Source organism: Mycobacterium scrofulaceum (genome assembly GCF_002086735.1).
Taxonomy (GTDB): domain Bacteria; phylum Actinomycetota; class Actinomycetes; order Mycobacteriales; family Mycobacteriaceae; genus Mycobacterium; species Mycobacterium scrofulaceum.
In genome coordinates this window covers 1-11,598 of sequence record NZ_MVIJ01000056.1, presented here as the reverse complement: position 1 = coordinate 11,598, position 11,598 = coordinate 1, and the positions used below count along the sequence as shown (strand labels likewise).

Genomic DNA, 11,598 nt, shown 5'->3' with positions numbered 1-11,598 from the left:
TCGAGAAGATAGGGACGAGCATGGAAGCATTTCACACGCACACCGGTATCGGTGTGCCGTTGCGGCGGTCCAATGTCGACACCGATCAGATCATTCCGGCGGTGTATTTGAAGCGGGTCACCCGAACCGGTTTCGAGGACGGGTTGTTCGCCAGCTGGCGCTCGGATCCGTCATTCGTCCTCAACCTCAGCCCCTTTGACAGGGGGTCGGTCCTGGTCGCCGGGCCCGATTTCGGCACCGGCTCGTCGCGCGAGCACGCGGTGTGGGCGCTCATGGACTACGGGTTCCGGGTGGTCATCTCGTCTCGATTCGGTGACATCTTCCGGGGCAACGCCGGCAAGGCGGGGCTGTTGGCGGCCGAAGTTTCCCAAGACGGCGTGGAACTGCTCTGGAAGCTCATCGAGCAGAGTCCGGGGCTGGAAATCACTGTCAATCTTCAAGATCGAAATATCACCGCCGGAACGACGGTGTTGCCGTTCAAGATTGACGACCACACCGCCTGGCGACTGCTCGAGGGACTCGACGATATAGGCCTTACGCTGCGGAAACTCGACAAAATCGAGTCGTACGAGGCCCGTTATCCGCAGTGGAAACCGCGCACTCTGCCCACCTCCTGACGGGTCGGGAACGGCCGAATTTCCTCTCGCTCACCTAACTAACTGAGCCGATTTTCGAGCCCCGCCACGGGTCAAGGGGGGCAACCGGATTGCGAATCCGCCGATTGCCGGGCCCTGAAATTGCGCGTGGCTCTTGGAAATTTGCTGGGTGAGGGTTTACCGTGTGCACTAGTCGGTTCAAATCGAGGACCACTAGCGTCGGAGGGATTGGATGAATAAGGCAGAGCTCATTGATGTGCTCACACAGAAATTGAACACCGATCGTCGGCAGGCGACCGCCGCCGTCGAGAACGTTGTCGACACGATCGTGCGTGCGGTGCACAAGGGCGACAGCGTCACCATCACTGGGTTCGGTGTGTTCGAGCAGCGGCGCCGCGCGGCCCGGGTGGCCCGCAACCCGCGGACCGGCGAGACGGTGAAGGTGAAGCCGACATCCGTCCCGGCGTTCCGTCCCGGTGCTCAATTCAAAGCGGTTGTCTCTGGCGCACAGCGTCTCCCGTCGGAAGGACCTGCAGTGAAGCGTGGTGTAGTGGCAAGCGGCGCGGCCAAGAAGACCGCAGCCAAGAAGGCTCCCGCCAAGAAGGCCGCGGCGAAGAAGGCCGCTCCCGCCAAGAAGGCCCCGGCCAAGAAGGCGGCGACCAAGGCTCCGGCCAAGAAGGCGGCGACCAAGGCTCCGGTGAAGAAGGCGGCGACCAAGGCTCCGGTGAAGAAGGCGGCGACCAAGGCTCCGGTGAAGAAGGCCGCGGCGAAGAAGGCCGCGACCAAGGCGCCCGCCAAGAAGGCCGCGGCAAAGAGGCCGGCCAGCAAGGCGCCCGCCAAGAAGGCCACCGCGCGTCGCGGTCGCCGTTAAGGCAGCAGTCGAGTTCTGAACCGCGAATACCCTTCGGGTGGCAGCGATGCACCCGAAGGGTATTCGCGTGTTAAGCCCGCACGTTGGCCGCCAGCGAGCCGCCGATGTGATCGGCCGCCACCAGTCGGCCGCCTGACAGCGAGAGCACCCAGGTGCTGCCTTTGTGGTTGCGCGACTTGTCGGGGCGCACCCCGTCGCGTTCGCACCACCACTCGATCAGGTCGGGGATCACCTTGCCCTGTGAGCAAATGACCGGTGTGCCTTGCTGCTCGGCGATTTCCAGCATCCGCTGCCGGGCGCGCTTGGGGCTCTTGGCGTAGGACTCCTCGGTGAGGGCGGGCTCGTTGTGCACGGTCACGCCCAACTCCTCGGCCAGCGGTTCCACCGTCTGGTGGCAGCGCAGGCGGTCGGCCGCGTGCACCTCGGAGGCGCCGAACGCCAGCAGTTGCGGCACCAGTGCCTCGGCCTGCGCGCGGCCCCGTTTGTCCAGCGGCCGCCGGGTGTCGTCGCCCTTGAAGCGCGATTTCCGGCCCGCGGTACCGTGCCGGACCACCAGCACGGTATGCGTGTCGGCGGGGTGTTTTGTGAAGTGGCGCAACATTTTCCGGTCGTGCGCATAACTGAGCTTCTTCAGCGCGTCGGCCATCGGCAGCCATACCAGTTCGTCGACCTCGTTGCCGGGCGTGAAGTCCCCGCCGGTGCTGCGCGCCGCCCAGTAGTAGACCTTCTTGACTCCGGCCTCGATCGGGTAGGTCACCATGTCGAGCCGCCTGCCGAGGATGGCCTGGTGACCCGTCTCCTCGCACACTTCCCGCACCGCGGCGACGGGCGCCGTCTCGCCCGGGTCTACCTTCCCCTTCGGTAGTGACCAGTCGTCGTAGCGTGGCCGGTGGATCACCGCGATCTCCAGCCCGGGGTTGGACGAATCAGCCGGTCGCCACAACACCGCGCCGGCGGCATACACGATCCGGCTTCCCGAACGCGAACTCTTGGTCGGCAAATCAACTCCTGCAGGTCAATTCGGTTGGGGCCGCGCGCACGTGGGCGGTACGGCCGGAGACAACCGTAAATCACCACGCAGCGGGTTACGGACTGCGGTGCCGCTCCATCAACGACACTTGATGATCGCGCACGCTGTGGCCGTCCTGCGGCGACGCGATCCACTGACCGTCGGGCCCCAGCTCCCAGCACCGGGTCGACGGGTCGAGCGCGGACTCGAACAAGTCGTCCAGATATGACGTCAGCCTCGGGTCCTTCACCTGAACCAGCGCCTCGACGCGCCGGTCGAGGTTGCGGTGCATCATGTCCGCGCTGCCGATCCAGAACTCGTTGATGCGATTGAAATGCATGATGCGGGAATGCTCCAGGAAGCGGCCGAGGATGGAGCGGACCGCGATGTTCTCCGAAAATCCCTCCGCGCCGGGGCGCAGCGCGCAGATCCCGCGCACCACCACCTCCACCCGCACGTCGGCCATCGACGCGCGGTAGAGCGCGTCGATGACCTGCTCGTCGACGAGGGCGTTCATCTTGAGGCGGATGCGGCCGCCACCGTGTTCGCGGTGGGCGGCGATCTCGCGCTCGACGCGTTCGATGATGCCGGTGCGAATCCCGTGTGGGGCGACCAGAAGGTTGCGGTAGCCGACCTTGCGCGAGTAGCCGGTGAGCGAGTTGAACAGGTCGGTCAGGTCGGCACCGATCTCGGGAGACGCCGTCAGCAGGCCGACGTCCTCGTACAGTCGCGCCGTCTTGCCGTTGTAGTTACCGGTTCCGATGTGGCAGTAGCGCCGGATCGCCGACCCCTCGCGCCGGACCACCAGGCAGGTCTTGCAGTGCGTCTTTAGCCCGACGTACCCGTAGACGACGTGCACGCCCGCCTGCTCCAGCTCGCGCGCCCAACGGATGTTGGCCTGCTCGTCGAAGCGCGCCTTGATCTCCACCAGCGCCACCACTTGCTTGCCGGCCTCGGCGGCGTTGATGAGCGCCCGCACGATCGGCGAATCTCCGGATGTGCGGTAGAGCGTCTGCTTGATCGCCAGCACATTCGGGTCGGCGGCGGCCTGTTCGATGAAGCGCTGCACGCTGGTCGAGAACGACTCGTACGGATGATGCAGCAGCACATCGCCTTCCCGCAGCGTCGCGAAGATGCTCCTGGGCGTCTCGCGGTCGACGAATGCGGGGCTGGTGGCCGGAACGAATGCCGGGTCTTTGAGCGCCGGCCGGTCGAGGCTGTAGATCTGCCACAACGAGGACAGGTCGAGCAGGCCGGGCACCTCGATGACGTCACCCGGGTTCACGTCGAGCTCGCGCAGCAGCAGCTCCAACATGCTCTCGGTCATGTCGTCGGCGACCTCGAGTCGCACCGGGGAACCGAACCGTCTGCGCGCCAATTCCCGTTCCAGGGCTTGCAACAGGTCTTCGTCGCGGTCCTCTTCGACCTCGTAGTCGGCGTTGCGGGTGATGCGGAACGCGTGATGCTGAACGATCTCCATGCCGGGGAACAGCACCGGCAGGAAGGCCGCGATCAGCTCTTCCATTGGCAGGTAGCGGATTATGGCGGCCGCCTCGCCGTCGTCCGCGTGGCCGCGGCCGCCCAATTCGACGAAGCGGTCGACGTTGTTGGGGACCTTCACCCGCGCGAAGTGCTGGCCGCCGTCCTCGGGCTGGCGCACCATGACCGCCAGGTTCAGGCTCAACCCGCTGACGAAGGGGAAGGGGTGGGCGGGGTCGACGGCGAGCGGCGTGAGGACCGGAAAGACTTGCTCGTGGAAGTAGGTCGACAGTTCGTCGCGCTCAGCCTGATCCAGGTCGGCCCACGTGACTATATGTATGCCTTCCTCGGCGAGCGCGGGGCGCACCGCATCGAGGAACACCCGCGCGTGCCGGGTCGCGATCCGCTGGGTCTGCTCGCCGATCAGGGCGAGTTGCTCGCGCGGCGTCAGGCCGTCGGCGGAGCGCACCGACAGCCCCATCTCGTCGCGACGCTTGAGGCCCGCGACGCGGACCATGTAGAACTCGTCGAGGTTGGAGGCGAAGATCGCCAGGAACTTGGCCCGCTCCAACAGCGGAAGTGAGTTGTCCGCGGCCAGCGCCAGCACGCGGGCGTTGAAGTCCAGCCAGCTCAGCTCCCGGTTGAGGTAGCGGTCTTCCGGCAGGTCGGTGAGCGCGGCCGGCGTCGCGGCGGGCGGCGCTGCCACGGCCGAGTCGCCTTGATGCCACACATGCTCGTCGGGGCGCGCCTCAGCTTCGGTTTCAGTCACCCTGCGATCATTGCTCATCACCCGCCGCTGCTGCTAGCGCTCGGCGGACATCCATTCGCCGTTGGGATGACGTTCACTCTCAGGACAGGTAGGCCACCGGGCGGCCAGGAGTCACTGCTGGGCGAGGGCCCGGGCGGTGGCCGCCCCCACCCCGAGCCGGCGGGCGGCTGCGAGGTCGTCCGGAGTGTCGACGTCACAGCGCAGGCCCGGCCACGCACCGGTCAGTTCGATCGCGCCCGAACGTCGGTGCCGCGCCGACGAATCGGAGCCGAACTGCGGGTCGAGCGGGGCGCCGAAGGCGAGAAGGGCGGCGGTTCCCGTCGCCAGCCGGTCGGCGACGAAGCTGCGCCGGTGGTGCCGCGCGGCGGCGATCGCCTCGGCCAGCTCTTGCGTCTGCAGAGCCGGCAGATCACCTTGCAGCACAACGACATTCGGGAAGAAACCGCCCACCGCCCGTTCCGCGGTGGCGATGGCGTTGTTCAGTGGGTCGGCGTGGCCCGCGGGCGTCGGATCGGCCAGCACCTCGGCCCCCAGCTCGGTCGCCGCGGCGGCCGCCGCCTCGTCGGGGGTGATGACGGTGATGGATCCCAGCGCCGCAACGCGGCCGGCCGCGGTCAGGGTGTCCATCAGCATGGCCAACACCACGCTCTCCCGGGTGCGCGCCGAGAACACCGGGGCCAGCCTGGTCTTGGCCGCGGCCAACCGTTTGACGGCGACGATCAGGGCGACGTCTCTGCCCCCTTCGTCGGCTCGTGTGCCGCTCATGGATGCCATCCTGCCAGCGACCGCTCGCGGCGGACGCGCTAGCTCGCGCGACGCCCGCTGATCTAGGGTGTAGCGGCTGCAATACGCATGGAGACGACGGACGGGGGTGGTGGATGGCTAGCACACCTGCCAGTTCGACGGGCGCCGTCGCGGTCATGGGTGCCGGGGCGTGGGGCACGGCGCTGGCCAAGGTCCTCGTCGAGGCCGGGGAAGCGGCCGTCACGCTGTGGGCGCGTCGGGCCGACGTCGCGGACCGGATCAACGCCACCCGGTCGAACCCCGACTATCTGCCGGGCACGGTGCTGCCAGCGGGCGTCCGGGCCACCACCGACGCGGCGGAGGCGCTCGCCGGCGCCTCGACGGTGCTGCTGGCCGTGCCCGCGCAGACGATGCGCGCCAACCTCGAAGGGTGGGCGCCGCTGCTGTGCGACGGCGCCACGCTGGTCAGCCTGGCCAAGGGCATCGAGCTGGGCAGCTTGATGCGGATGAGTCAGGTCATCGTCTCGGTGACGGGCGTCGACACCGCGCAGGTCGCGGTGATCTCGGGGCCGAACCTGGCCAGCGAGATCGCCGAATGCCAGCCGGCCGCCACCGTCGTCGCGTGCAGCGACTCGGGGCGCGCCGTCGCCCTGCAGCGCATGCTGAACACCGGGTATTTCCGCCCCTACACCAATAGCGATGTCGTCGGCACCGAGATCGGCGGGGCGTGCAAGAACGTCATCGCGCTCGCGTGCGGCATGGCGGCCGGCGTCGGGCTGGGCGAGAACACCGCGGCGGCGATCATCACCCGCGGTCTTGCCGAGATCATGCGGTTGGGCATCGCGCTCGGCGCCAAGGGTGCCACGCTGGCCGGGCTGGCCGGGGTGGGCGACCTGGTGGCGACCTGCACCTCGCCGCATTCGCGGAATCGGTCGTTCGGCGAGCGCCTGGGTCGCGGCGGGACGATGGAGTCGGCGATGCAGGCCCAGGATGGGCACGTCGTCGAGGGCGTGACATCGTGCGAGTCGGTGCTGGCGCTCGCCTCCAGTTACGACGTCGAGATGCCGCTCACCGACGCCGTGCACCGGGTCTGCCACAAGGGACTGTCGGTGGACGAGGCGATGGCCCTGCTGCTGGGCCGCAGGACCAAACCGGAATGACCGCGCCGCCGAAACCCCAGCTAGCGGCCCGCCGCCCGGCTCGAGCGCCGCGCAACCGGTAGCCTCTTTAGGTTGTGAGTGCCAGCGGAAGCCGCGTGCGCGTCGCCGTCGTATTCGGCGGACGCAGCAACGAGCACGCCATCTCCTGCGTGTCCGCGGGCAGCATCCTGCGCAACCTCGACCCGCAGCGGTTCGAGGTCGTCGCGATCGGCATCACCCCGCAAGGGTCGTGGGTGCTCACCGACGGTGACCCGGACGCGCTGGCCATCAGCGATCGGCGGCTGCCCGAGGTGACCGCGCAGTCGGGCACCGAGCTGGCCCTTCCGGCGGACCCGTTGCGCCGCGGCCAACTGGTCTCCCTGTCGACGGGCGCCGGTGAGGTCCTGGCGTCGGTCGACGTCGTGTTCCCGGTGCTGCACGGCCCCTACGGCGAAGACGGCACGATCCAGGGCCTGCTGGAGCTGGCCGGAGTGCCCTATGTCGGGGCCGGCGTGCTGGCCAGCGCGGCGGGCATGGACAAGGAGTTCACCAAGAAGCTGTTCGTCGCCGAAGGGCTGCCGGTCGGTGACTACGCGGTGCTGCGCCCGTCGCGGTCCGCCTTGCGGCCCGACGAGTGCGAGCGGCTGGGGCTGCCGGTGTTCGTCAAACCCGCCCGGGGCGGCTCGTCGATCGGCGTCACCCGCGTCTCGAGCTGGGACGATCTGGCCGCGGCCGTCGCGGTCGCGCGCCGACACGACCCGAAAGTGATCGTGGAGGCGGCGATCACCGGCCGCGAGGTGGAGTGCGGCGTGCTCGAAATGCCCGATGGGTCAGTCGAAGCCAGCACGCTGGGCGAGATCCGGGTGGCCGGCGTGCGGGGACGCGAGGATTCGTTCTACGACTTCGCCACCAAATACCTCGACGACGCAGCCGAATTGGACGTGCCGGCCAAGGTGGACGACGACATCGCCGACGCCATCCGTGATTTGGCGATCCGGGCGTTCAAGGCCATCGACTGCCAGGGCCTGGCCCGGGTCGATTTCTTCCTCACCGACGACGGGCCGGTGCTCAACGAAATCAACACGATGCCCGGGTTCACCACGATCTCGATGTACCCGCGGATGTGGGCGGCCAGCGGCGTGGACTATCCCACCCTGTTGGCGACCATGGTCGAAACGGCGTTGGCGCGCGGCACCGGCCTGCGCTAGTGGCGATCGCGAGCGCGGCGTTGCCGGGCGCGGCGGGTCGCCACCATCGGACCAGTGGCGATCGCGAGCGCGGCGTTGCCGGGCGCGGCGGGTCGCCACCATCGGACTAACCAGGTCTAGCCGGGTTGATCGGCACCGCCGCGACGGTGCGGTCGATCACCTCGGAAAGTTGTTGGATCGGCGTCGGGCCGGATCCCGACGGCAGCGTGAGCGCCACATAGACCGGCCGGTCCACCGTGTACCACGTCGACCTGCCCGCGTCCCCCGCGGATTGCGGTTCGGGGCGCACCTCGAACCACTGCACGCGGTCGACGACCTGAATCGGAGACCCCACGACGAACCCGGCGGGGCGGTCGAGCCCGCAGCGCAGTACCACCGGCTCGCTGTCCGCACCGGACCGCCAGGCGGTGACGCCGTGCGGCGCCGGTTGCGCGACGGGCGCGCGCTGATAGTCGCCGAGCCGGTTCGGCAGGGCAACGGCCAGCGCCCGGCACGCGTCGCTGTCGGCCTGGGGCGCCGGGGCGGCGGGCACGGCGACGGGCTGCGGCGGCGCCTCGCGGTTTGCCGCGATCACCAAGATCACGCCGATCGCCGCGACGGCCACCACCACCGCGGCGATGATCAGCGCCGGCGGGGGCCCCGTGTCGACGGCGGGGCCGGAATCGGGATCGGTCGTCACCGCCCGCGCACCTCCTATCTGTGGCACAGCCTATCTGTGGCACAGCGATGCCGGGTTCTACACTGGCGCGGGCCGCTCGCGCGGGCAGTGAACAACTTACCGCAGGTCGGCGACCAGTTAGAGGCCCGCGCAGGGCGTGGATGCGCAGGAGGTGGCGTGCGCGACGACGCATCGGAACCCACACTGCAGCAGCTCGGCGAGTTCGCGGTCATCGATCGTCTGGTGCGCGGCCGCCGTCAGCCGGCCGCGGTGGCGGTCGGGCCGGGCGACGACGCGGCGGTGGTGCAGGCCAGGGACGGCCGCATCGCGGTGTCGACCGACATGCTCGTGCAGGACCGGCACTTTCGGCTGGACTGGTCGACCGCCCACGACGTCGGCCGCAAGGCCATCGCCCAGAACGCCGCGGACATCGAGGCGATGGGCGCGCGGCCCACGGCCTTCGTGGTCGCGTTCGGCGCTCCCGGTGACACGCCGGCGGCCGAAGTGGACGAGCTTGTCGGCGGAATGTGGGACGAGGCCCAGCGCATCGGCGCGGGCATCGCCGGCGGTGACCTGGTCGCCTGCCCGCAGTGGGTGGTCTCGGTGACGGTGCTGGGCGACCTGGACGGCCGCGCGCCGGTGCTGCGGTCCGGGGCGAAGGCGGGCTCGGTGATCGCGGTCGCCGGCGCGCTGGGGCACTCTGCCGCCGGCCTTTCGTTGTTGGACAAGGGCGTTGAGGGATTCGACGCGCTGCGCCGCCGCCATCTCGTTCCCCAGCCGCCCTACGGCCAGGGCGTGGCGGCGGCCGCCGGGGGCGCGCAGGCGATGATCGACGTCTCCGATGGCCTGGTCGCCGACCTGCGGCACGTCGCCGAGTCGTCCGGTGTGGCGATGGATCTGTCCACTGCGGCCCTGGCCGCGGACCACGACGCACTGGCCGCCGCGGGCGCCGCCGTAGGCGCCGATCCCTGGTCGTGGGTGCTCGGCGGCGGCGAAGACCACGCCCTGGTGGCCTGTTTCGCCGGGCCCGCGCCCGCCGGGTGGCGGATCATCGGGCGGGTCCTGGACGGGAAGGCCGACGTGCTTGTCGACGGGCACGAGTGGACCGGCTACGCAGGCTGGCAGTCGTATGACGGTTAGGGTGGCGCGGTGAGCGTCGATGCTACGAAAGGACCGGCAATGACGCCGCGGCCGTTGACCGAACTCGTCGAGCAGGGCTGGGCCGCGGCGCTCGAGCCGGTGGCCGATCGGGTCGCCGAGATGGGCCGGTTCCTGCGGGCCGAGATCGCCGCCGGACGCAGGTACCTGCCGGCGGGCCCGAATGTGTTGCGCGCCTTCACCTTTCCATTCGAAAGCGTCCGCGTGCTGATCGTTGGGCAGGATCCGTATCCGACGCCGGGACACGCCGTGGGCCTGAGCTTCTCGGTGGCCCCCGACGTGCGTCCGCTGCCGCGCAGCCTGGCGAACATCTTCGACGAATACTCCGCCGACCTGGGTCATCCACGGCCCTCGTGCGGCGACCTGACGCCGTGGGCCGAGCGCGGGGTGATGCTGCTGAACAGGGTGCTCACCGTGCGGCCCAGCAACCCGGCCTCGCATCGCGGCAAGGGCTGGGAGGCGGTCACCGAGTGTGCGATCCGTGCGCTGGCCGCGCGCTCGCAGCCGATGGTGGCGATCCTGTGGGGCCGCGACGCGTCGACACTCAAACCGATTCTGGCCGAGGGCAATTGCGTGGCGATCGAGTCGCCGCACCCGTCGCCGCTGTCGGCGTCTCGTGGCTTCTTCGGGTCGCGCCCGTTCAGCCGCGCCAACGAACTGCTGACGGGGAAGGGCGCCGACCCCATCGATTGGAGGCTGCCCTGACCGAGATGAGGGCGTTGCGGGCGCATCGCAGGGGCGGCCCGGAACAACTGACCGTCGAGCCGGCGCCGGTGCCGGTGCCGGCGGCCGGCGAGGTCCTGGTGGCCGTCCACGCCGCCGCCATCACGTTCGACGAGTTGACCTGGGACGAAACCTGGACCCGGTTGAGCCGCACACCGGTGATCCCGTCGCACGAAGTGTCGGGCGTCGTCTCCGAGGTGGCCACGGGCGTGGCGGATTTCACGCCGGGCGACGAGGTGTACGGGCTGATCGGCTTCGACCGTGACGGTGCGGCGGCCGAATTCGCCTGCGTGCCCGCGACGGACCTGGCCGTCAAGCCGTCGACGGTGTCGCACACCGTCGCCGCCGCGCTGCCGCTGGCCGGCCTCACCGCGCTGCAGGCGCTGGTCGACCACGCCGGCGTGCGGCCGGGTGAGTCCGTGCTGGTTCACGGTGGGGCGGGCGGCGTGGGCGCGTTGACGGTACAGCTGGCCGCGATGCTGGGCACGCGCGTCACCGCCACCGTACGCAGCGACGTCGGCGACCTCGTCCGCGGATGGGGGGCCGCCCGGGTGATCGATGTCCGCACCGAGGGATTGGACGACGCGGCCTACGACGTCGTCGTCGACACCGTCGGCGGCGAGACGCTGGACCGGTCGTTTCGCCTGCTCCGCCGTGGTGGCCGGCTGGTCACGCTGTCGGCGCCGCCGCCGGCGGGCAGGGCCGACGAATACGGCGTCACGGCAACGTTTTTCATCGTCGCCCCGAACCGCGAACAGCTGGCCGAGCTGGCCCGGCTGGTCGACGGCGACCGGTTGCATGTCGAGATCGCAGGGACCTTTCCGCTCGAGAGAGGGCGAGAGGCATTCGAAAGCCGGAACCGTCCGGGTCATCGCCCCGGCAAGACGGTGATCGTCGTCAGGGACTAGGTGCCCTGCTCGGCGGCCTCACGCTTACCACGTAATCCCTTGTGTCACTTTAGCTTCAGCTGTCACAGAGCGGCCGTTTTTGTCGGTGGGCGTTTCTAGAGTTTGGGGCATGGGTGCGAGTAGTCGTGAGGAGATCGTCGAGGTCATCGACGCGCTCGACGGCGACGCGGACCGCCTGTGCGACTTGTCCTTCGACGTGCTCACCACCCCGGAGCGGCTGCGCGCCTTGGAGCGGGTGGAAAGCGTGGCCCGCCGCCTACGCACACCGCAGCACGCGTTGATCAATCAGCTCGACGCCCAGGCCAGCCCCGAACAGTTAGGTGGGTCGCTGCGCAC

The 11,598-nt window shown here is 69.3% G+C and carries 11 protein-coding genes and 1 pseudogene; 8 read left to right on the top strand and 4 right to left on the bottom strand.

The features are described 5' to 3' along the window. The first annotated feature begins 20 nt into the window (after positions 1–20). Together leuD and BST44_RS24710 are read left to right on the top strand one after the other, a co-directional pair. Positions 21–617, top strand: a complete 597-nt coding sequence (leuD, locus tag BST44_RS24715; RefSeq protein ID WP_083179624.1) for a 3-isopropylmalate dehydratase small subunit — start codon at positions 21–23, stop codon at positions 615–617. Between the two features lie 211 nt (positions 618–828). Then, a complete protein-coding gene (locus tag BST44_RS24710; protein WP_083179623.1) occupies positions 829–1,467 on the top strand; it encodes an HU family DNA-binding protein in 639 nt (212 codons plus the stop codon). A 70-nt stretch (positions 1,468–1,537) separates the two neighbouring features. Here BST44_RS24710 and mutT1 read toward each other — a convergent pair whose 3' ends face one another. The 3 genes from mutT1 to cofC form a co-directional block, all read right to left on the bottom strand. Further along, positions 1,538–2,467 (bottom strand): 8-oxo-(d)GTP phosphatase MutT1, encoded by a 930-nt coding sequence (gene mutT1, locus BST44_RS24705; RefSeq protein ID WP_083179622.1) that lies wholly within the window; start codon positions 2,465–2,467, stop codon positions 1,538–1,540. An 85-nt stretch (positions 2,468–2,552) separates the two neighbouring features. Next, positions 2,553–4,745 carry an RNA degradosome polyphosphate kinase gene (locus tag BST44_RS24700; RefSeq protein WP_083179621.1) on the bottom strand — a complete coding sequence of 731 codons (2,193 nt, stop codon included), beginning with the start codon at positions 4,743–4,745 and terminating at the stop codon, positions 2,553–2,555. 90 nt (positions 4,746–4,835) lie between these two features. Continuing rightward, on the bottom strand, positions 4,836–5,489 hold the full coding sequence (cofC, locus tag BST44_RS24695; RefSeq protein WP_083179620.1) for a 2-phospho-L-lactate guanylyltransferase: 654 nt from the start codon (positions 5,487–5,489) through the stop codon (positions 4,836–4,838). Positions 5,490–5,602: 113 nt separating this feature from the next. Here cofC and BST44_RS24690 point away from each other — a divergent pair, with 113 nt between their 5' ends. Next, positions 5,603–6,628 carry an NAD(P)H-dependent glycerol-3-phosphate dehydrogenase gene (locus BST44_RS24690; RefSeq protein WP_083179619.1) on the top strand — a complete coding sequence of 342 codons (1,026 nt, stop codon included), beginning with the start codon at positions 5,603–5,605 and terminating at the stop codon, positions 6,626–6,628. Positions 6,629–6,702: 74 nt separating this feature from the next. Next, positions 6,703–7,815 (top strand): D-alanine--D-alanine ligase family protein, encoded by a 1,113-nt coding sequence (locus BST44_RS24685; protein ID WP_083179618.1) that lies wholly within the window; start codon positions 6,703–6,705, stop codon positions 7,813–7,815. 106 nt (positions 7,816–7,921) lie between these two features. On the opposite strand, the gene BST44_RS24680 is transcribed toward BST44_RS24685, so the two are convergent. Beyond that, positions 7,922–8,494 carry a DUF3515 domain-containing protein gene (locus tag BST44_RS24680; RefSeq protein ID WP_083179617.1) on the bottom strand — a complete coding sequence of 191 codons (573 nt, stop codon included), beginning with the start codon at positions 8,492–8,494 and terminating at the stop codon, positions 7,922–7,924. Positions 8,495–8,650: 156 nt separating this feature from the next. Between BST44_RS24680 and BST44_RS24675 the strand changes: the two genes are divergently transcribed. From BST44_RS24675 to BST44_RS24660, 4 genes and pseudogenes are all read left to right on the top strand, one after another. Continuing rightward, positions 8,651–9,613 carry a thiamine-phosphate kinase gene (locus tag BST44_RS24675; protein ID WP_083179616.1) on the top strand — a complete coding sequence of 321 codons (963 nt, stop codon included), beginning with the start codon at positions 8,651–8,653 and terminating at the stop codon, positions 9,611–9,613. 39 nt (positions 9,614–9,652) lie between these two features. Beyond that, a complete protein-coding gene (locus BST44_RS24670) occupies positions 9,653–10,336 on the top strand; it encodes a uracil-DNA glycosylase (protein ID WP_083179615.1) in 684 nt (227 codons plus the stop codon). A 5-nt stretch (positions 10,337–10,341) separates the two neighbouring features. Then, a complete protein-coding gene (locus tag BST44_RS24665) occupies positions 10,342–11,262 on the top strand; it encodes an NADP-dependent oxidoreductase (RefSeq protein ID WP_083179614.1) in 921 nt (306 codons plus the stop codon). Positions 11,263–11,371: 109 nt separating this feature from the next. Beyond that, positions 11,372–11,598, top strand: a pseudogene (locus BST44_RS24660) (13E12 repeat family protein); the annotation flags it as partial.

Bases quoted from the DNA above. Each gene is read 5' to 3' on its own strand.
- BST44_RS24690 (WP_083179619.1), top strand. From the start codon at position 5,603: ATGGCTAGCACACCTGCCAGTTCGACGGGCGCCGTCGCGGTCATGGGT.
- BST44_RS24710 (WP_083179623.1), top strand. From the start codon at position 829: ATGAATAAGGCAGAGCTCATTGATGTGCTCACACAGAAATTGAACACC.
- BST44_RS24665 (WP_083179614.1), top strand. From the start codon at position 10,342: ATGAGGGCGTTGCGGGCGCATCGCAGGGGCGGCCCGGAACAACTGACC.
- leuD (WP_083179624.1), top strand. From the start codon at position 21: ATGGAAGCATTTCACACGCACACCGGTATCGGTGTGCCGTTGCGGCGG.
- cofC (WP_083179620.1), bottom strand. From the start codon at position 5,489: ATGAGCGGCACACGAGCCGACGAAGGGGGCAGAGACGTCGCCCTGATC.
- BST44_RS24670 (WP_083179615.1), top strand. From the start codon at position 9,653: ATGACGCCGCGGCCGTTGACCGAACTCGTCGAGCAGGGCTGGGCCGCG.